General features: G+C 68.0%; 17 protein-coding genes. 9 read left to right on the top strand and 8 right to left on the bottom strand.

Annotated elements, in window-relative coordinates; genetic code table 11:
• Positions 1 to 129 precede the first annotated feature (129 nt).
• Complete coding sequence (gene panB, locus ACWDXS_RS35065) at positions 130 to 984, bottom strand: 3-methyl-2-oxobutanoate hydroxymethyltransferase (RefSeq protein ID WP_378639174.1); 855 nt, start codon at positions 982 to 984, stop codon at positions 130 to 132.
• Between the two features lie 200 nt (positions 985 to 1184).
• On the opposite strand from panB, the gene ACWDXS_RS35060 reads away from it, so the two are divergent.
• The 3 genes from ACWDXS_RS35060 to ACWDXS_RS35050 all read left to right on the top strand — a co-directional run bounded on the left by ACWDXS_RS35060 (position 1185) and on the right by ACWDXS_RS35050 (position 7277).
• Positions 1185 to 2717: an alpha/beta hydrolase gene (locus ACWDXS_RS35060; protein WP_378996529.1), complete on the top strand. Its 1533-nt coding sequence runs from the start codon at positions 1185 to 1187 to the stop codon at positions 2715 to 2717.
• Between the two features lie 121 nt (positions 2718 to 2838).
• A complete protein-coding gene (gene glnA, locus ACWDXS_RS35055; protein ID WP_378996527.1) occupies positions 2839 to 4179 on the top strand; it encodes a type I glutamate--ammonia ligase in 1341 nt (446 codons plus the stop codon).
• Between the two features lie 86 nt (positions 4180 to 4265).
• Complete coding sequence (locus ACWDXS_RS35050; protein WP_449972532.1) at positions 4266 to 7277, top strand: bifunctional [glutamine synthetase] adenylyltransferase/[glutamine synthetase]-adenylyl-L-tyrosine phosphorylase; 3012 nt, start codon at positions 4266 to 4268, stop codon at positions 7275 to 7277.
• 58 nt (positions 7278 to 7335) lie between these two features.
• On the opposite strand, the gene ACWDXS_RS35045 is transcribed toward ACWDXS_RS35050, so the two are convergent.
• Complete coding sequence (locus ACWDXS_RS35045; RefSeq protein ID WP_056821080.1) at positions 7336 to 7539, bottom strand: cold-shock protein; 204 nt, start codon at positions 7537 to 7539, stop codon at positions 7336 to 7338.
• 221 nt (positions 7540 to 7760) lie between these two features.
• Between ACWDXS_RS35045 and ACWDXS_RS35040 the strand changes: the two genes are divergently transcribed.
• Positions 7761 to 8783, top strand: a complete 1023-nt coding sequence (locus ACWDXS_RS35040; RefSeq protein ID WP_387449263.1) for a hypothetical protein — start codon at positions 7761 to 7763, stop codon at positions 8781 to 8783.
• A gap of 103 nt (positions 8784 to 8886) precedes the next feature.
• Complete coding sequence (locus ACWDXS_RS35035) at positions 8887 to 11400, top strand: GmrSD restriction endonuclease domain-containing protein (protein ID WP_379315432.1); 2514 nt, start codon at positions 8887 to 8889, stop codon at positions 11398 to 11400.
• Here the strand turns inward: ACWDXS_RS35035 and ACWDXS_RS35030 are convergent.
• The gene (locus tag ACWDXS_RS35030; protein ID WP_449972527.1) at positions 11397 to 11678 is read right to left on the bottom strand and encodes a hypothetical protein; all 282 of its coding nucleotides are present in this window, start codon (positions 11676 to 11678) and stop codon (positions 11397 to 11399) included. The two genes, ACWDXS_RS35035 and ACWDXS_RS35030, sit on opposite strands and share 4 nt — an antisense overlap.
• A 93-nt stretch (positions 11679 to 11771) precedes the next feature.
• Here ACWDXS_RS35030 and ACWDXS_RS35025 point away from each other — a divergent pair, with 93 nt between their 5' ends.
• Entirely contained in the window at positions 11772 to 12722 is a 951-nt protein-coding gene (locus ACWDXS_RS35025) for an endonuclease/exonuclease/phosphatase family protein (protein ID WP_449972525.1), read from the top strand.
• 74 nt (positions 12723 to 12796) lie between these two features.
• The gene (locus ACWDXS_RS35020) at positions 12797 to 14242 is read left to right on the top strand and encodes a neutral zinc metallopeptidase (RefSeq protein ID WP_378996516.1); all 1446 of its coding nucleotides are present in this window, start codon (positions 12797 to 12799) and stop codon (positions 14240 to 14242) included.
• On the opposite strand, the gene ACWDXS_RS35015 is transcribed toward ACWDXS_RS35020, so the two are convergent.
• From ACWDXS_RS35015 to ACWDXS_RS35005, 3 genes are read right to left on the bottom strand one after another with little or no spacing between them, the layout of a single operon-like run.
• Entirely contained in the window at positions 14243 to 14704 is a 462-nt protein-coding gene (locus ACWDXS_RS35015; protein WP_358071185.1) for a 6,7-dimethyl-8-ribityllumazine synthase, read from the bottom strand.
• Between the two features lie 36 nt (positions 14705 to 14740).
• Entirely contained in the window at positions 14741 to 15577 is an 837-nt protein-coding gene (locus ACWDXS_RS35010; RefSeq protein WP_449972521.1) for an alpha/beta hydrolase, read from the bottom strand.
• Positions 15574 to 16992: a M20/M25/M40 family metallo-hydrolase gene (locus ACWDXS_RS35005; protein ID WP_449972518.1), complete on the bottom strand. Its 1419-nt coding sequence runs from the start codon at positions 16990 to 16992 to the stop codon at positions 15574 to 15576. The genes ACWDXS_RS35010 and ACWDXS_RS35005 overlap by 4 nt, the downstream gene beginning before the upstream one ends.
• Before the next feature lie 119 nt (positions 16993 to 17111).
• Here ACWDXS_RS35005 and ACWDXS_RS35000 point away from each other — a divergent pair, with 119 nt between their 5' ends.
• Complete coding sequence (locus ACWDXS_RS35000; protein ID WP_301905683.1) at positions 17112 to 17855, top strand: DUF4191 domain-containing protein; 744 nt, start codon at positions 17112 to 17114, stop codon at positions 17853 to 17855.
• A 52-nt stretch (positions 17856 to 17907) separates the two neighbouring features.
• Here the strand turns inward: ACWDXS_RS35000 and ACWDXS_RS34995 are convergent, their stop codons facing one another.
• Positions 17908 to 18291, bottom strand: coding sequence for a YrdB family protein (locus ACWDXS_RS34995; protein ID WP_378996508.1), 384 nt, complete (start codon positions 18289 to 18291; stop codon positions 17908 to 17910).
• A 45-nt stretch (positions 18292 to 18336) separates the two neighbouring features.
• Positions 18337 to 18792 (bottom strand): RDD family protein, encoded by a 456-nt coding sequence (locus ACWDXS_RS34990; protein WP_379318723.1) that lies wholly within the window; start codon positions 18790 to 18792, stop codon positions 18337 to 18339.
• A gap of 288 nt (positions 18793 to 19080) precedes the next feature.
• Here ACWDXS_RS34990 and glnA (ACWDXS_RS34985) point away from each other — a divergent pair, with 288 nt between their 5' ends.
• Positions 19081 to 20517 (top strand): type I glutamate--ammonia ligase, encoded by a 1437-nt coding sequence (gene glnA, locus ACWDXS_RS34985; protein WP_266299126.1) that lies wholly within the window; start codon positions 19081 to 19083, stop codon positions 20515 to 20517.
• Positions 20518 to 20677 lie beyond the last annotated feature (160 nt).

Raw genomic sequence — 20677 nt, 5'->3', positions numbered from 1 at the left:
GACCGGCGGCCCGGCCGCGGACCGGCCACTTCGTGGCCGTCCCTCCCTAGGGGTCGGGAGTGCGGTGGCTGGGTTGGGTGGGTTGTTGAAGACGGCGGCAGGGACGGGGGCAGGTTGTTGTGGGTCCGGTCAGAAGCTGTGTTCTGGGCCGGGGAAGGTGCCTTGGCGGACTTCGGCGGCGTAAGTGGCCGCGGCGGTGCGGAGTTCGTCGCCCACGTTGCCGAAGCGCTTGACGAACTTGGCCGTCTTGCCGCTGGTGTAGCCGGCCATGTCCTGCCAGACCAGCACCTGGGCGTCGCAGTCGGCGCCCGCGCCGATGCCGACGGTCGGGATGGTCAGCTTGCGGGTGACCTGGCCCGCGATCTCGGCGGGGACCATTTCCATGACCACCGAGAACGCACCGGCCTCCTGCACGGCGATCGCGTCGGCGACGAGCTGCTCGGCGCCGTCGCCTCGGCCCTGGACGCGGAAACCGCCCAGGGTGTTCACGCTCTGTGGGGTGAATCCGATGTGGGCCATCACGGGGATGCCCGCGGAGGTGATCAGCGCGATCTGCTCGGCGACCCGTTCGCCGCCCTCGAGCTTCACCGCGTGCGCGCCGCCCTCCTTCATGAAGCGGATGGCGGTCGCCAGCGCCTGCTGCGGCGAGGACTCGTAGGTCCCGAACGGCAGATCGGCGACGACCAGCGCGTGCGGGGCGCCGCGCACGACACCGCGCACGAGCGGGATGAGCTCGTCGACGGTGATCGGCACGGTGGTGTCGTAGCCGTAGACGACATTGGCGGCGGAATCGCCGACCAGGAGCACGGGGATACCGGCTTCCTCGAACAGCCGGGCGGACGAGTAGTCGTAGGCCGTCAGCATCGACCAGCGCTCACCGTCGGCCTTCATCTGCTGGAGATGCTGGACGCGGGTCTTGCGGCGTGGCTTGTTGTCGGCGGGAGTGGCACCGTAGGCAGGAGTCTGCTCATCGGATACGGACATCATCGTCCCTTTCGTCTGGTTCCTCGAGGCCCATACCGGGTCCCCGGGCGTTTCTGACCACCTCAGTGTGCCACCTGCGCCCGCACGGGTTTAAGGCCAGGCGCCGGTGTGATCGGTCACACCGGGCGATTCGGTTACCGTGATGCGAGCCCGTTCGGGCGCATTGTGTGCGCCGCAGGGCGCGGAAAGGTGGGCCCACTGTGCAGCGAGGCCGGCTCGTCGTGCTCCTCGGCGCTGTCTCTGCGTTGATCGTCACCGGATGCGGCACCGGCGGGGACAGCGCGCCGCGTGCTGAACTGCCCCCGCCCCCACCGGGTCTGAACAGCTTCTACGACCAGCAGATCGACTGGGGCTCGTGCGAGGGCTACGGCAGCCCGGAGGACCGGCTGCCACCCAAAACCGAGTGCGCGCGGATCACCGTGCCGATCGACTACGCGCGCCCGGACGGCCCGACCGCCCAGATCGCGCTCTCCCGGATCCCGGCCACCGGCGAGAAGGTCGGCTCGCTGCTGATGAACCCGGGTGGGCCCGGCGTCTCCGGCCTGTCGATGGTCGGTGTCGGCAACCGCACCGAACTGGCGGAGAAGTTCGATCGGGTCGGGTTCGATCCGCGCGGTGTCGGCTCGTCGCTGCCCTCGATCGTCTGCCTCACCCCGCAGCAGGCCGACGCCGAACGTGCCGAGCCGCCCACCGACAACACTCCGGCGGGCATCGCCGAGGCAGAGGACGACAACCGTGAGTACGCCGACCGCTGCGCCCAGCGCTCCGGCGTCGACCTGCTCGGTCACGTCGGTACCCGCGAGGTGATCCAGGACATGGATGTCATGCGGGCCGTGCTCGGCGACGCGAAACTGAGTTACCTCGGCTACTCCTACGGCACCCGCCTCGGTTCGGCCTACGCCGAGAAATACCCGCAGAACGTGCGCGCGCTCGTTCTCGACGGCGCCGTCGACTCCTCGCAGGACCCGGTCCAGGAGTCGCTGCGGCAGGCGGCGGGCTTCCAGGGCGTGTTCACCGCCTACGCCACCGACTGCGCGAAGAACGCCGACTGCCCGCTCGGCACCGATCCCGCCCAGGCCGTCACTCGTTTCCGCGAGCTGGTCGGGCCGCTGGAGAAGGCCCCGGCGCCGACCGCCGACCCGCGCGGTCTCAGCTACAACGACGCGATCACCGGCGTCCAGCAGGCTCTCTACAGCGACGACCTGTGGCAGATCCTCACCCAGGGCCTCACCGAACTGCGCGCGGGCAGCGGCGACACCCTGCTGCAGCTGGCCGATATGTACGACGGCCGCCGCCAGGACGGCACCTACGCCAACACCCAGGACGCCTTCAACGCGATCCGTTGCGTCGACGATCCGCGCGTCACCGATCCCGCGGTGACCGGCCGTCAGGACACCGAATACCGCAAGGCCGCCCCGTTCCTCGACGACGGCAAGGGCACCGGCGCCGCCCCACTGGAACTGTGCGCCGCCTGGCCGGTGCCCAACACCAGCAGCCCGCATCGCGTCTCGGCCCCTGGACTGCCGCCCACCGTGGTGGTCTCCACCACCGACGACCCGGCCACGCCGTATCAGGCCGGTGTCGACCTGGCCGCGCAGCTGGGCGCCGACTTGATCACCTTCCGCGGCAATCGGCACACCGCCGCTCTGGTGGCGGGCGATCAGTGCCTCGACACCGCGGTGATCGACTACCTCGTCGATCTCGCCACGCCCGCGCCCGGTCTCACATGCTGAGAGCCGCATGTGCTCACCGCGCCCCGTCGTGGCCGGTGAGATGTGCGAACGATGTGACGAGATCGCAAACCCGTCTCCGTATGTAACACGGATTTAACGCCGGGTGCTTACGCTCGCCGGTATGGATCGCCAGAAGGAATTCGTGCTGCGGACGCTCGAAGAGCGGGATATCCGTTTCGTCCGTCTCTGGTTCACCGATGTGCTGGGCTACCTCAAGTCCGTCGCCATCGCGCCCGCCGAGCTCGAAGGCGCCTTCGAGGAGGGCATCGGCTTCGACGGCTCGGCCATCGAGGGCTTCGCGCGCGTGTCCGAGGCGGACATGGTCGCGCGGCCCGATCCGTCGACCTTCCAGGTGCTGCCGTGGGCCAGCTCCAAGGGCCACCAGCACTCGGCACGGATGTTCTGCGATATCACCATGCCCGACGGTTCGCCGTCCTGGGCCGACCCGCGCCACGTGCTGCGCCGTCAGCTGAACAAGGCCGCCGACGCGGGCTTCAGCTGCTACGTGCACCCCGAGATCGAGTTCTTCCTGCTGGAGAACAACCTCAAGGGCGGCTACGAGCCGACCCCGGCCGACAACGGCGGCTTCTTCGACCAGGCCGTGCACGATTCGGCGCCGAACTTCCGCCGCCATGCCATCGACTCGCTCGAATCGATGGGCATCTCGGTCGAGTTCAGCCACCACGAGGGCGCTCCCGGCCAGCAGGAGATCGACCTGCGCTACGCCGACGCGCTCTCGATGGCCGACAACGTGATGACCTTCCGCTACCTGATCAAAGAGGTGGCGATCGACGAGGGCGTGCGCGCGACGTTCATGCCCAAGCCGTTCTCCCAGTACCCCGGCTCGGCCATGCACACCCACATGAGCCTGTTCGAGGGCGAGAACAACGCCTTCGCCGATCCCGACGACCCGAACAACCTCTCGGGCACCGCGCGCTCGTTCATCGCCGGCATCCTCGAGCACGCCCCCGAGATCAGCGCGATCACCAACCAGTGGGTCAACTCCTACAAGCGGCTGATCCACGGTGGCGAAGCCCCGACCGCGGCCTCGTGGGGCCGGTCCAACCGGTCGGCGCTGGTGCGGGTGCCGATGTACACCCCGAACAAGTCGTCGTCGCGTCGCGTCGAGATCCGCAGCCCTGATTCCGCCTGCAACCCGTACCTGACCTTCGCGGTCCTGCTGGCCGCGGGTCTGCGCGGTATCGAGAAGGGCTACACGCTGCCCCCCGAGGCCGAGGACGACGTGTGGTCGCTGACCGACGCCGAGCGTCGCGCCATGGGCTTCCGTACCCTGCCCGGCACCCTCGACGAGGCCCTGCAGGCGATGGAGCGCTCCGAGCTGGTCGCCGAAACCCTCGGCGAGCACGTCTTCGACTTCTTCCTGCGCAACAAGCGCCGTGAGTGGGCCGACTACCGCTCACAGGTCACTCCCTGGGAGTTGAAGGAGTACCTGAGTCTCTGAGTGATCCCGGGCCGCCTTGATCCGGGCTGACCGGATCAAGGCTTCCGCGCCGAAAGCCCGCGGCGCCAGCCGCTAGGATCACAGCTATGGTCCGGCCACCGACTGCCCGCTCCGCTGTACCCGGCGTCGGCCGGCTCGGTCTCCTCGAACCGACAGCGGCGGCTTCCCTGCATCAACTCGGCTGGGACAACGTCGACGGGGTGCCGGTGCTCTGGGCACTCTCGCGTTCGCCCGATGCCGATCTCGCCCTGTCCACGCTGGTGCGGCTGCGCGAATCGCTCGAAGACGCATGGCCCGAACTGGATTCTGCGATCCGTTCCGACACCACGTTGCGCGGCAGGCTGTTCGGCTTGCTCGGCTCGTCGACGGCCTTCGGCGACCACCTGGTCGCTGCCCCGGCCGCGTGGAAAGTGCTGCGCGAGAACGAACTTCCCAGCCGTGACGAGCTGATCGCCGACCTGCTCGACGCCGTCGACGCGGCGCCGGAGACCGGACCCAACGCGGGGCCGATGCTGTGGCGTGCCGGGATCGCCGGTCCGGAGGCGGTCGCCTTGCTGCGCGGCAGGTACCGCGATCAGCTGATGTTGCTGGCCGCGGTCGACCTGGCCTCCACCGTCGAGAACGAACCGGTGCCGCCGTACCTGGTGGTCGGCAAGCACCTGTCGGACCTGGCCGATGCCGCGCTCACCGCCGCCCTGTCGGTCGCGGTGGCCAGGGTGTGTAAGAACGGCCCGGTGCCGGTGCGCCTCGCGGTGATCGCGATGGGCAAATGTGGTGCGCGAGAACTGAATTACGTCAGTGATGTCGACGTGGTGTTCGTCGCCGAACCGGCCGACGCGACCGCGACCCGGCTCGCCGCGGAGATGATGAGCGTCGCGAGCTCGGCCTTCTTCGAGGTCGACGCCGCACTGCGCCCCGAGGGCAAGGCGGGGGCGCTGGTGCGCACCCTCGACTCCCACCTCGCCTACTACAAGCGGTGGGCGCGCACCTGGGAGTTCCAGGCGCTGTTGAAGAACCGGCCGATGACCGGCGATATGGAACTCGGCAAGCAGTACCGCGACGCGCTGATGCCGATGGTCTGGACCGCGTCGGAACGTCCCGACTTCGTCGCCGACGTCCAGGCCATGCGCCGCCGGGTCGAGGACCTGGTCCCCGCCGACATGCGTGAGCGCGAGCTCAAGCTGGGCGCGGGCAGCCTGCGCGATGTCGAATTCGCCGTGCAGCTCCTGCAATTGGTGCACGGCCGGGTCGACGAGGCACTGCACGTCACCAATACCGTCGAAGCGCTCACGGCCCTCGCCGCGGGCGGCTACGTCGGCCGTGAGGACGCCGCCAACCTCACCGCCTCCTACGAATTCCTGCGCCTGCTCGAACACCGCCTGCAATTGCAGCGGCTCAAGCGCACCCACACCCTGCCCGCGGCCGATGACGAGGAGGGCATGCGCTGGCTGGCCCGCGCCGCCCACATCCGTCCCGACGGCCGCCAGGACGCGGTCGGCGTGCTCGACACCGACATCCGCCGCAACGCCGTGCGAGTCCGGCGCCTGCACGCGAAACTGTTCTATCGCCCGCTGCTGGACGCGGTCGCCCGGATGGACTCCGACGCGCTGCGCCTGAGCCCCGACGCCGCCGTCCGCCAGCTCGCCGCCCTCGGCTACGGCGCACCGGCCAACGCGCTCGGCCATCTCAAGGCGCTCACCGGCGGCGTCTCGCGCAAGGGCCGCATCCAGGCGCTGCTGCTGCCGACTCTGCTCGAATGGCTCGGTGACACACCGAATCCCGATGCCGGGCTGCTCGCGTACCGCAGGGTGTCTGAGGGGCTCGACGACCAGATCTGGTTCCTGCGCGTGCTGCGTGACGAGGGTGCGGTGGCCCAGCGTCTGATGATCGTGCTCGGGTCCTCGGAGTACCTGCCCGACCTGCTGATCAACGCGCCCGACACCATCCGCATGTACGCCGACGGGCCCGGCGGCCCGCAGTTGCTCAGCACAAAACCCGAAGACGTCGCCCGCGGCATGCAGACCGCGGCCGCCCGCTACGACGACCCGAAACGTGCTGTCGCGGCAGCACGTTCACTGCGCCGCCACGAACTGGCCAGGGTCGCCTCGGCCGATGTGCTCGGCATGCTGGACGTCGCACAGGTGTGCGCGGCGCTGTCGTCGGTGTGGGTTGCGGTGCTCGAGGCGGCACTGAGCGCGGTCATCCGCGCCTCGGAGGCCGAACGTGGTGCGCCCGCGCCCGCCGACTTCGCGGTGATCGGCATGGGCAGGCTGGGCGGGATGGAACTGGGCTACGGCTCCGACGCCGACGTGCTGTTCGTCTGCGATCCGCGCCCCGGTGAGGACGAGGCCACGGCTGTGAAATGGGCCAACGGGATCGCCGAGAAGGTGCAGCGGCTGCTCGGCGCACCGAGCGTCGACCCGCCTTTGCAGGTGGATGCGGGCCTGCGTCCCGAGGGGCGCAACGGGCCCCTGGTCCGCACGCTGACCGCTTATCAGGCCTACTACGCGCAGTGGGCCCAGCCGTGGGAGATGCAGGCGCTGCTGCGCGCCCACCAGGTGGCGGGCGATCAGGATCTGGGCGTGCGCTTCCTGCATGTCATCGACCCGATCCGCTATCCGACCGGCGGGGTGTCGGAGGAATCGGTCCGCGAGATCCGCCGCATCAAGGCGCGCGTGGACTCCGAGCGACTCCCGCGCGGTGCCAACCCGTCGACCCACACCAAGCTGGGCCGCGGCGGCCTGGCCGATATCGAATGGACCGTCCAGCTCCTGCAACTGCGCCACGCGCACGAGATACCCGCGCTGCACAACACCTCGACCCTGCAGTCGCTCGACGTGATCGAAGCCGAGGGCATCCTCGAACCCGAAGACGTCGCGCTCCTGCGGGAATCGTGGATCACCGCCACCGCCGCCCGCAACGCCCTCGTCCTGGTCAAGGGCAAGCCGACCGACCAACTCCCCGGCCCGGGCCAGCTGCTCTCGGCGGTGGCTCGGGTAGCCGGCTGGCCCAACGACGACGGCAGCGAATTCCTCGACACCTACATGCGCATCACCCGCCGCGCGAAGGCCGTCGTCGAGCGCGTGTTCGGGGGATAGTCCGGACATGAAAAAGCCCCGCACCACTGGTGCGGGGCTTTTTCAGTTCACGCCGAAATCAGATGGCGCGGACGTCCTGGGCCTGGGGGCCCTTCTGGCCCTGGCCGACCTCGAACTCCACCCGCTGTCCCTCTTCGAGGGACTTGAAGCCCGAGCCGCCGATAGCCGAGTAGTGAACGAAGACGTCGGGGCCGCCTCCGTCTTGGGCGATGAAGCCGAAGCCCTTTTCGCCGTTGAACCACTTGACGGTGCCTTGAGTCATGTTTTAAAAGTCTTTTCCGTAGGTGAGCCATGGCGATCACTTGCGATCAGCCCAGTCTCAGCAACCCAGTATGCCATACTCGCCAGCAAACCGCGCCTTGCGGTTTGCCACACTGCGATGTGGGCGGCGTATACCGTGGAAAATCGGCGTGTCGAGTCGGTCGGCAACCAATGTGAACGCCCCTTTCACATCGCGTCGCGGACTGTGCCAATCTGAGCGGTATGGGTGAGATGAACGCGGGGCGTGGCGGGCACGTCGACCTGGCCATGCGGGTGCTCGACGCACACGTGGCGTTCACCAAGCAGCAGTTGCGCGAGCCCGCCGGCTTCCTCGAGTTCGTCACCGAGGAGATCGACGGCGCGCTCGACGAGGCCGCGGAACTGACCCTCGCGCAGGCGGTGACCCGTGAGCAGATCAAGGCGGTCGCGCACAAGTTCGCCGTGCAGGTTCCCGTCGAGGGCGCAATTCCCGAACTCGTCGGTGAGATCGCCACCCGCCTGTACAACCATCGCGCCAACGACGAGATCGAGGTCGGTGAGCTCGTCGACAACCGCCGCTTCGACGAGCTGGTCGACGGCGTAGCCGATCTGGATCTCACCCACCGGCTGGTGCGTCTGGTGCTCAACAGCCCGGTGACCGTCGACGCGTGCGTCGAGGCGGTCCAGCGCGCGGTGGTCACCGCGGTCGACGACGGTTTACACCCCGAAGGCGGTGGCCTGGCCCGGACGCTGCGCGGTGCGCTGTCGCGGCTGGCCGAACCCGCGATGCCCGCGATCGAGCACGGTGTCGGCAGGCTCACCCGCACCGGTGCGCGATTCGTGTTGCGCGGCAACAGCAGTGACGCCGACGAAGTGTTGCTCGACAGCGCCCGCGAGACCTGGCGCAAACACACCGGCGTCGCCGTCGGCTCGTTCCGTGATCTGGTCTCGGCCACCGATGTCGAAGACATCGTCGTGCTCGTCTTCGAATTCTGGCGCACCTTCCGCGATACCGACTACTTCCGCGCCCTGCTCGACGAGGGCGTGGACCACGTCTTCGATAAGTACGGCGACACCCCCCTTGCCGAATTGCTGGCTGAGCTGGGCGTAGGGCGCGCGGAGATGCTCGAGGAGGCGCTGCGTTTCGGCCCGCCGGTCCTCGAAACACTCGACGAGCGCGGTTATCTCGACACCGTGCTGCGTCGCAGGCTGGCACCGTTCTACGCATCGGAGGCCTTCCGGGCAGCGGTGTCCGGGATGGAGTGATCACGCCAGTTCCGTTCGGCCGCTGGCATGTCGGGATGTGTCGGTACGATTCGTGCAACGATGGGGCGCTTGTCTGCCACCGGATCTCGATCGAAAGGCTGCCGTGACACGTCTGTCCACCCTGCTCGACCAGATCGACTCCGGTGCTGTGCTGCTGCCCGAATTCCAGCGCGGCTACGTGTGGAACCGCGACCAGGTGCGTGGACTCATGCGGTCGCTGTATCTCGGGTATCCGGTCGGTGGGTTGCTGGTGTGGGAGACCGGGTCCGAGGAGATCGCGGTACGCGGGTCGACGACCGGCTCGGGGCTGCGCCAGTTGCTGCTCGACGGTCAGCAGCGCATCACCACGCTGTACGGGATCATGCGCGGGACAGCGCCGTCGTTCTTCGAAGGCGACGAGATCGCTTTCACCGGTCTGCATTTCGATGTCGAGCGGGAGCTCTTCGAATTCCAGGTGCCCGGCCGCGATACCGCACCGGCCTGGATCGACATCACCGAACTGTTCGCCCAGGGCCCGATGCACTACCTGGCCAGGTTCCCGGACGAGTCGCCGGAAACCCTTGCCCTCTATCTCGATCGGCTGAACAAGGTTCGCGAGGTCGCCAACCGCGAGTTCAACGTCGAGACCATCACCGGATCGGATCGCACGGTCGACGAGGTGGTCGACATCTTCAACCGGGTCAACTCCGGCGGCACCAAACTGTCCAAGGGCGACCTCGCGCTGGCCACTCTGTGCGCGCAGTGGCCGCAGGCCCGCGGCAACCTGCGCGACCACCTGATCCGCTGGGACAAAGACGGCTACACCTTCACCCTGGACTGGTTGCTGCGCAACGTGATCGCCGTCGGCAACGGCCGCGCGCACTTCGACGCGCTCGGCGATCTGGCACCCGCGGAATTCGAGCAGGCCCTGGTGGCCACCACGAAACAGGTGGACACCTTCCTCGACACGGTGGCGGGCAGGCTCGGCCTCGATCACGACCGAGTCCTGATGGGGCGCTACGCGATTCCCGTGATCACCCGCCTGCTGTTCCTCAACGGCGGCCGCTTCGACGACGACCTGCACCGCGACCGGGTGCTGTACTGGTACGTGCATTCCGCGCTCTGGGGCCGGTTCAGCGGCTCCACCGAGACGTTCCTGCAACAGGACTACGACACGCTCGAACGCGGCGGCATCAACGCGCTGATCGGCTCGCTCGAACGGCTGCGCGGTGGCTCGCTCGACCTGTGCGCCGACGACTTCGCCGGTGCCACTCGCGGTTCCCGGTTCTATCCGCTGCTGTACATGCTCACCCGCGTCGACGGTTCCCGCGATCTCGGCACCGGCTCCGAACTCGGCATCGAGCAGTTCGGTGAGCGCACGCCGGTGCAGGTGCACTACCTGTTCCCGAAAACCCTGCTGCGCGACGCCGGTTACGAACGCAACGAGATCAACGCGATCGCCAATTTCTGCTTCCTCAGCCCCGGCTCCGAGGCCGAGCTCGGCGAGCGTGAGCCCGCCGACTACTTCGCCGAGATGGAACGGCGCAACCCGGGTGTGCTCGCCTCGCAGTGGATTCCGACCGACCCGTCGCTGTGGCGGGTGGAGAACTACCGTGAGTTCCTGCGGGCGCGCCGCAAAATGCTCTCCGCCTCGGCGGATGCGTTCCTCGAAAAGCTGCGCACCGGCAAGCTGCACCGCCCGACCCTGCTGACGGTGGGTGTCGCCGGAGTGACCATCGGCGATCCCGCGGTGGACCAGGTCAACGCACTCGTCGACGACCTCGTCGCCGACGGCTTCGGCTTCCCGCTGCTCGACAGTGAGGTCTCCGACCCGGTCACCGGCCGCGAACTCGCCGTCGCCGAAGCCTTTTGGCCAGAGGGCCTGCAGCCGGGCGTCGGCATGCCGGTGGTGCTGGTGCTCGAGCCGTCCAATGCCGACCTCACCCGCTTCGCCCAGCTGGGCTACGCGGTGTTCACCTCTGTCGACGCCCTGCGCGGCTATGTCGACAACCTGCGCGTGGAAGCCTCCGGCGACAGCGGCATCGACGGCCCGGTCGGCGATCTGGCCGCGTTGGCCGACCGCCTGCCCGCCACCTGGGTCGGCAATTCCGAACAGGTCTGGTTCCGCTTCGCCTGGAACCTGCTGGAGCGTGACCGCGCCGAGGGCCCCGACGCGCTGCTCGGTCCCGAACAGCTGGCCCTGCGCTACATCGCCCTGTGGGCGCTCACCCGCACCTTCTACATCCACGCTTTCGACCAGGGCAACCCGGGCGAATGGCGCTACTACCTCGGCGACGCCATCGGCCCGAGCCCGCTGGTCCCGCGTGCGTGGCTGGCCCAGCGCGCCGTCGAATCCGGTGCGCTGGCCCCCGGCATGCCGCCCGGCGACGAGGACATCGCGATCGCTCTGGTCCACGGGGTCATCGAGACCGTCGACGAGGTCGCCACCGTGCTGTCCCACCTTCTCGGCGGGCCCGGTCTGTTCGCCTCGCTGTGGGCGTCGGCGGGCGCGGCCGAACATTACGGCTACCCCCTGTCCACCGATCAGATCAACGACCTCATCAACCAGGTGGTCAACGATCCCGAGTCCCGAAAGATCCAGGCCTACAACTGGATCGAGGCGGGTCTGCCGCTCTAGGGCCTACCGGTCGCGCGCTGAAAGGTCGAGACGAAGTCGGTCAGCGCGGTGCGGTCCTCGAGGTCGGCCGGTCGGTAGCCGTGGTCGGCTTCGACCGTGATCGCGGTGCCCGCGCCGACGCGCAGCTCATCCCAGCAGACCGGGAGAACCGGGAGCTGCACGGTGCGCTCACCGACGGTCAGGGTGATCGCCGAGGTGTACTTGTTCGCGACGGTCATCAGCTCCTCGACGGCCCGCTCGGTGAGTGGACCCGCGGCGGAGAACTCTTCGATGTACACGGTCACCTCCCTTCCGGCGGCCAGTGTAGGTCCTCATGGAGTTCCCAAGACAGCCGCAAGAGACCTGAAAGCGGCGCCGCTTAGGGTGACCTCATGATGCGTAAATGGGCGGAACGAGCGTTGCTCGTCCTGGGGTGGGGCGCGGTGGTCGCGGCGGTGGCCGGGATCGTGTTGCATGTCGTGGACTGGCGCCAGAAGTCGATGGTGCTGTTGGCGTCGGGGGCGATGTGGTTGATGCTCGGCGCGGTCGTGGGACTGGTGCTGTTGCTGCTCGCCCGAGGCTGGCGCAGCTCGGGGGCGGCGGCACTGGTGCTGGCCGGTGCCGCGTGGTTGGTGGTGCCGTCCTACATTCCGGAGGCCAGGGCCGCCGATGGGCCCGAACTCGTGGTGATGCAGTCGAACATCCTGTTCGGCCAGGCCGATCCGGTCGCCGTGGTCGGTGCGGTGCGGGAGAACAACGTCGACGTGCTCACCGTCGAGGAGTTGACCGTCGACTCGATCACGGGTCTGCGTGTGGCCGGACTCGACGAACGACTGCCCTACTTCTACCTGGAACCGGCGCAGTCGGGTGGTGGCGGCACCGGCATCTACAGCCGATACCCGTTGCGCGACACCAAGAAATACGACGGCTTCGTCATGAGCAATATCTCGGCGACGATGGAACATCCACAGCGCGGGCCGATGTCGGTCTTCGCGTTCCATCCGATCCCGCCGAATATCGACTTCGGTGCCTGGTCGGCCGAGATGCGCCGGGTCGACGAGATCCTCGCGGCGACCAGCGCACCCGCGATCGTCGGCGCGGATTTCAACGCGACACACGACCACTCGGCCTATCGAGCACTGCTCGACGGCGCGTTCGCCTCGGCCGCCGACCAGACCGGCGACGGTGTCCTGCTCACCTACCCGGCGGATCGCCGGTGGGGACCGGTGATCGGGATCGATCACATCCTCGTCGCAGGTGGGGTGGCCGAACAGATCCGCACGCTCACCATCCCCGGCTCCGACCATCGCGCGGTGCTGGCCACGATCCGAATGGACCTGTGACAGTAGTCGTTTACCATGTGAGCGCTCGATCGCGGACCGCAAGGCGGCCGCGTCATTTTTGGGGAGGACAGCGCATGAGAAGACATCGGTTCGGCGCGACCATGGCAGCTTTGATGAGTATCGGCATGCTCGTATCCGGTTGCGGCGCGACAACTGTCGCGAGCGACCAGGCGCAGCCGATCATGGACAATCCATGGGAGGTGGCGGGCGCGGCGTCGTCCACCGGTCCCAGCGGGTCGCGTCCCGGTGTGCCCGACACGGACAAGAAGGCCGACAACGGCGACAACGGCAAGATCGACAAGCTCGCGCTCAACGCCATCGCCGACATCGAAGAGTACTGGCAGACCGAGTATTCCAAGACTTTCCGTGGCAATTTCAAGCCCGCCTCGAAGTACATCTCCTGGTCGGCGAAGGCGCCGGAGTCGGAGTCGGTGCAGTTCTGCAAGAGCAGCACCTACAAGCTGGTCAACGCCGCGTACTGCCCGCTCGACCACACCATCGGCTGGGACCGCACCGTCCTGCTGCCGCTGCTGGTCGACAAGTACAAGGAAATGTCGGTGGTGATGGTGCTCGCCCACGAATACGGGCACGCCATCCAGTCCCAGGCCGACCTGCTGCGCGGGTTCCTCACCGATGCGCTGGTCAAGGAGCAGCAGGCCGACTGCCTGGCCGGTGTGTTCCTTCGTCATGTGGCAGAAGGCAATTCGAAGCACTTCACGCTCAACACCACCGACGGGCTCAACGGTGTGCTCGGCGCGACCGTCGCCGTGCGCGACCGCGACCCCAACGATCCCGACGCCGTGCACGGTTCGGCGTTCGAGCGGGTGACGGCGGTGCAGATGGGTTACACCCAGGGCGCCAAGTCGTGCAAGGACATCAACGAGGACGAGATCGAGAAGCGTCGCGCCGGCCTGCCCGTCACCTTCGAAGAAGATGAACGCGACAAGCAGCTGCCGGTGAACAAGGAGACCCTGACCACCCTGGCCGCCCAGCTCGGCAAGTCGATGCCGGTGAAGACCGCGCCGAAGTTCGACTACGCCGGCGTCACCCGCAACTGCGCGTCGACGACCACCACCGAGCCGGTCTCCTACTGCCCGGGCTCGAACACCATCGGCACCGATGTCCCCGCCATGGCCAAGCGTGCGGGTGAGGGGTCGAGCGCCAAGGAGGAGCCGCTGTCGGCGGTCGTCACCGGTGACTACAACGCCGCCGCGGTGTTCGTGTCCCGCTATGCCCTCGCGGTGCAGCAGGATCGCAAGCTGTCGCTGTCGGGTGCCGAGTCGGCGGGCCTGCGTACGGCGTGCCTGACGGGCGTGCTCACCACGAAACTCAGTGAGCCGAACAGTGATCCGCGCCTGTCGGCCGGTGACCTCGACGAAGCGGTCTCCGGCCTGCTCGCCGACGGCCTCGCCGCCTCCGACGTCAACGGCAAGGTGGTGCCGAGCGGATATCAGCGCCTCGAGGCGTTCCGCACCGGTGTCCTCAGCGGCGAGCAGGCCTGCCTGAACCAGTTCAAGTAGTCAGCGCGAGGTAGGCAGTGACCGCAGGGAGCTGAGAGTGTTCGCCACCGCGCGGGCAGCCTCGGCTCCCTTGGTCACGAAGTGGTTGGTGTAGTAGTCCACGTGCTCGCTGTGCTCGTGGAAGTGGTGCGGGGTGAGCACTACCGAGAACACCGGCACATCGGTGTCGAGCTGCACGCGCATCAGGCCGTCGATCACCGCGGAGGCGACGAAGTCGTGGCGGTATATGCCGCCGTCGACGACCAGGGCCGCGGCGACGATCGCGTCGTAGCGGCCGGTGCGGGCCAGGCGTTGGGCATGCAGCGGGATCTCGAACGCGCCGGGGACGTCGAACACCTCGACGACCTCGGGATCGAACCCGAAGCCGGTGTATTCGGCGAGGAAGCCCTCGTGCGCCTTGTTGACGATGGAGCTGTGCCAGCTGGCGCGGATGAAGGCAACGGCGCCGGTAGACGTGGTCATGGGTGGTAAGTCTACTAGTGTCGCCCGCGCAAAAACTTACTGACCGGTAACATGGGTTGACAGCCAGTCGGTGACATCGCCGAGCACCTTCGCGCGCTCGGGCTCGTTGAACACCTCGTGGTAGAGCCCGGGATAGCGCAGCACTGTCACGTCGGTCGAGCCCGTGTCACGCTCGAGCAGATCGGCGCTCGACGGTGACGCGATCACGTCGGCGGTGCCGTGCACTACCAGCAGCGGCGCGGTGAGCGCGCCGAGACGCTGCTTCACCAGCGCGGTGTGCTGCAGGATCTCCACCGCGGTGCGCGCGGGCAGCTTGCCGCGGAACACCAGTGGGTCGTCGTCGTAGGCGCGTACCACCTCGGGATCGCGGCTGATCGTGGACGAATCCAGGGTCAGCACACCGAGATTCGGTGCGAACCGGGTGAGCAGGGGAGCGGCGAGGCGCTGGAGCGGATTGCCGAGCGGGATGTCCAGCGGCGGCGCGGACACGATGATGCCCGCCACGTCGACCGGTCCGCGGGTCGCCTGGTGCAGGACCACGAGGCTGCCCATCGAATGCCCGAGCAGGAACCGGGGGACACCGGGATGGGCGGCGCCCGCGAGATCGAGCAGGGTCGCGACATTGTCGGCGGCGCCCTGCATCGAACCGATATTGGCCGCCGGGCCCTCGGACAGGCCGTGCCCGATGTGGTCGAGCGCGTAGACCGCGAAGCCGGCCTCGGCCAGTGTCGTGCCGACGTGTTCGTAGCGGCCCGAGTGTTCGGCGACGCCGTGCACCAGCACCACCACCGCGCGCGGTGTGGACTCCGGTTGCCATGCGCGCCAGGCGATCTTGCCGCCGTGGCCCGCGAACTCGCCGGTGTCGGTCGTCATCGTGGCGCTCCTCCTGCTTCGGGCGCCGCGGCGAGCCGCTCGATGAGACGCCGGTTGAACTCGATCAGCCGAGCGTAGTTGAGTCGCGAGATCCGCTCGTCGGTTCCGTGGATCCGTTCCAGATCCGCCGCGGTCAACACGATCGGCGCGAAGTTGCAGCGGGTCGCGGCCAGGCCGTCGTAGTGGCGTGAATCGGTGGCGCCGGGCACGATCCCGGTGGTGGTCACGATCCCGGGCACCACGCTCGACGCCAGCTCGGCGACCATGTCGAAAGCCGGACCCGGCCCGTGGAACCGCGAGGGCTCCGATGCGGGCCCGACGAGGTCGATCGCCACGCCGATATCGCGGATCACCCTGGTGCAGTGCGCCAGCACCGCCGCCACCGAATCACCGGGCAGGATACGGAAATTCACCAGCGCCTCGGCGCTCTGCGGGAGCACATTGGCCTTCACGCCGCCGCTGATCACGGTGGGCGCGGTGGTGGTGCGCACCAGCGCCTCGGTGGTCGGGCCCGTCGCCATGATGCGGGCGACGAGCGGTCCGGCCAGCCTGGACAGCCCGCGTGCGTCGGTGAGCTCGAGCAGCCGGCGTCGTGGTTCGGGCAGCGCCTCACGCATGCGGGCGAGCATGTCGCTGATCACCGGCGTCAGCCGCAGTGGCATCGGATGGTCCTGCACGCGTGCGACCGCGCGTGCCAGCCGTCCCACCGCGGTCTGCTTGCCGGGCATCGAGGAGTGACCGCCGATCTCGGTGACCGAAAGCCGTACCGTCGCATAGCCTTTCTCGCCGAGCATGATGCTGGCCACCGGCCGGTCGACCCCGTCGGCGACGCCGTCGGTGATCACCCCGCCCTCGTCGAGCAGCAGCTCCGCGCGCACGTCCTGGTCGCGCAGGTGCTGGGCCATCCGGACCGCGCCGCCGTCGCCGAAGACCTCTTCGTCGTGACCGAAGGCGAGGAACACGGTGTGGTGCGGGCGAATTCCGGTTTCCAGCGCCGACTCGACCGCTTCCAGGACGGCGAGCACGCGGCTCTTGTCGTCGATCGCGCCACGGCCCCAGATGAATTCGTCGTCGACGACACCGTCGAACGGGGGATGGGTCCAGCGTTGCGCGTCGTCGACCGGTACCACGTCCTGGTGGGCGAGCAGGATCGCCGACACCGCGCCCGGCTCGGCGCCGTCCCAGCGGTAGAGCCTGCTGTGACCGAAGGTCGTCAGTGTCAGCTCGGCGTGCACGCGGGGGAACGATGTCTCGAGGTGGGTGGCCAGGCGCGCGAACTCCGCGTGTGCGGTGTGCGCGGGATCTTCGGTCGACACCGTCACGCACTGCAGCGCGACTGCCAGCCGCCGGGCGACCTCGTCATCGACGCCCTCGGTGACGGGGGGCAGGGCGGGGTTCTCGGTGATCGGGCGCATCTCAGCCATTGTGGCCTGTGGCGTGGGCCGCCGCCCGCCGAACGTGCCCGAAACGCCGGGATCGTCGCGCGGTGTGATGCGGTCAGACGCCCCGGCGGCGCGCCATCTAAGCTGACACCATGGCAGGAGGCAAGGGCGGCAAGCCGTCGAAGGAAGCCAGGGCCGCGGCTAAAGCGGCCCGTAAGCAGGCATCACGCGAGCGTCGTCAGCAGTTGTGGCAGGCGTTCAACATGCAGCGCAAGGAAGACAAGGCGCTGCTGCCGCTGATGATCGGCGCACTGGTCGGCACCACGGTGGTCTTCTTCCTCATCGGGCTGATCTTCGACATGCAGTGGTTCCTGCTGCCGCTGGGTCTGCTGCTGGGTGTGCTGCTGGCATTCATCCTGTTCGGGCGCCGCGTGCAGAAGAACGTGTACCGCAAGGCCGAGGGTCAGGCGGGCGCCGCGGCGTGGGTGCTGGAGAACCTGCAGGGCAAGTGGCGGGTCGCCAACGGCGTCGCCGCGACCACCCAGCTCGACGCCGTGCACCGCGTGATCGGCCTGCCCGGGGTGATCTTCGTCGCCGAGGGTTCGCCGCAGCGGGTCCGCTCGCTCATCGCGCAGGAGAAGAAGCGCACCGCCCGCCTGGTCGGTGACACCCCCATCTACGAAGTGATCGTCGGCAACGAGGAAGGCCAGACTCCCCTCAAGGAGCTGCAGAAGTACCTCACCAAGCTGCCGCGCAACATCGACGTCAAGCGGATCGACCAGATCGAGGGCAGGCTCTCGGCCCTGAGTTCGCGCAGTGGTCCCGCGATGCCGAAGGGCCCGATGCCCCCCGGTGCGAAGATGAAGGGCATGCAGCGCGCGATCCGTCGCCGCTGACCCACTCCCGCCGCGAGCCCGTCACCTTGTCAGGTGACGGGCTCGCGCCGTTTCAGGCGTTGGGTGAGCGGCCGGTCAGCAGCCACAGGACCCGGTCGTATGCCAACAGGTGGTAACCGACGAGAACAGCCGCCGAGATCAAGGCGAGCCGCGGCAGCGAAGCGGCCCACAGTGCCGCGGCGCCACCGAAGAGCACCGCGAACTCGACGAGCAGCCGGACCGGGCCGGAGACGGGCACCGGTGAACCGCCGCCGCGTCCCGGATCGTCGGGCAGGGTGAACACGCCCCACAGCGTCGCGGCCGCGATCGGCAGGACCACCACGAGCAGGTACCGCCATGGCGAGTCGAAGGCGCGCCATCCGTAGACGCCGAACGAGGCGATGGCGATCAATTCGAGCAGAAAACGTACGGCCAACATGGCCGGATTCAGTGACACGGCTTGATCGTATGGCCGCGCGCGAGTACGAGCGGGCCCAACGCCTCAGCGAGCGTTGACCAGTGCCGTCCCGGTCGCCCGGTCGTGCATGCCGCGGCCGTCGGCATCGGTGAACAGCGCGGGCACCACGAACACCAGCAGCACCTGCCTGGCCAGCGCGCGCACGAAACCCACCGCCACCGGAGCGTCGATGCGCAGCACCCGCAGCTTCGTGAAGTACTGCCCCGGGGTGAACCCGAACAGCGTCACCGCGGCCACGCCGACCACGAACCACACCAGCAGCGGCATCGACGACGATGCGAAGCTGCGGGTGATCACCGCGGCGATCCCGACCGCGATGAACCAGTCGATGAACAGCGCGACGACGCGTCGCCACGTCGGGGCGAGCGAGCCCGCTCCCTCGCGCGGCAGCCCGTACAGCTCACCGGGGTAGCCGGAGATGTCCGAGTCGCCGGGTTCGCCCGGGGATCCGGATAGCCATGTGCCGGTAATACGCGCCATGGGACCCAGGATAGTGGCGCGCGATCGGTCGCCCACGACCGCATTAATGGAGGTCACGTCAGCGCGGGATCACGCGGATGGCAGGATTAGCGTGAAGATCGCACCCGGATGGCTGACATCACCCAGGCATCCGGCTCGCGTAACACTGGCGAAACATAGCCTTGACTGTTGGGAAACACCGCGTCCTTAGCGTCAGGTCGCGACGAACCCCTTCGTAGCGACTGCGCGCAGGTCGTTCGAAAGGGCCAGCATCGCGACTGGCTGGGAACCGATTCGTAAGGAGAGCAAGTGACGTTCAGCACGGCCGAAGAGGTCATCCAGTACATCAAGGAAGAGGACATCGAATACGTCGATATCCGCTTCTCCGACCTGCCCGGCGTCCAGCAGCACTTCTCGATCCCGGCCAAGGCGTTCACCGCTGACCTGGCGGAAGAGGGTCTGGCGTTCGACGGCTCCTCGGTGCGTGGCTTCCAGTCGATCGACGAGTCGGACATGCTCCTGCTCCCCGACTTCAGCACCGCCCGGATCGACCCGTTCCGCGCCGCGAAGACGCTCAACCTGAACTTCTTCGTGCACGACCCGTTCACCCGTGAGGCGTATTCCCGCGACCCGCGCAACATCGCGCGCAAGGCGGAGGAGTACCTGCGTTCGACCGGTATCGCCGACACCGCCTTCTTCGGCGCCGAGGCCGAGTTCTACATCTTCGACGGCATCCGTTACGGCTCCGGCATGAACGGCTCGTTCTACGAGATCGAGTCCGTCTCCGGTTCGTGGAACACCGGCAAGGAGTTCAACCCGGACGGCAGCCGCAACCTCGGCTACAAGGTCCGCAACAAGGGTGGCTACTTCCCCGTCGCCCCGTACGACCACTACGTCGACCTGCGCGACAAGATCTCGACCAACCTGCAGAACGCGGGCTTCGAGCTCGAGCGCGGCCACCACGAGGTCGGCACCGCCGGTCAGGCCGAGATCAACTACAAGTTCGGCACGCTGCTCTCGGCGGCGGACGACCTGCAGCTGTTCAAGTACATCGTGAAGAACACCGCGTGGCAGGAAGGCAAGTCTGTCACCTTCATGCCGAAGCCCCTCTTCGGTGACAACGGCTCGGGCATGCACGTGCACCAGTCGCTGTGGAAGGACGGCAAGCCGCTGTTCCACGACGAGGCCGGCTACGGTGGCCTGTCGGATCTGGCGCGTCACTACATCGGCGGCATCCTGCACCACGCCCCGTCGCTGCTGGCGTTCACCAACCCGACCGTCAACTCCTACCACCGTCTGGTGCCGGGCTACGAGGCCCCCATCAACCTGGTGTACTCGCAGCGCAACCGCTCGGCCGCCGTGCGTATCCCGGTGACCGGCAACAACCCGAAGGCCAAGCGCATCGAGTTCCGCGCGCCGGACTCCTCGGGCAACCCGTACCTGGCCTTCGCCGCCATGATGATGGCAGGCCTGGACGGCATCAAGAACAAGATCGAGCCGATGGCCCCGGTCGACAAGGACCTCTACGAGCTCCCGCCGGAGGAGGCCAAGAACATCCCCCAGGCCCCCACCAGCCTGGCCACGGTCATCGACCGCCTCGAGGCAGATCACGACTACCTCACCGAGGGCAACGTCTTCACGCCTGACCTCATCGAGACCTGGATCAACATCAAGCGCGAGAGCGAGATCGCCCCGGTCAACCTCCGTCCGCACCCGTACGAGTTCGAGCTCTACTACGACGTGTGATCCTGACCTGCGGGAACGGGCCTGATCGGCCCGTTCCGTCCGCAGTGAACGGTTTCGAGTCCGCCCGCTGCGGGGAAACCGAGCGGGGGGGGGCGGCGGTGACGCGCCGGCGGGGGGAGGGGAAGAGCGGGGTGTGGGGGGAGGGGGTGAAATAGCCTGT

This window comes from Nocardia sp. NPDC003183, assembly GCF_053590715.1.
The sequence above is the reverse complement of the archived record's forward strand: the minus strand, read 5'-3'. Positions and strand labels throughout refer to the sequence as shown.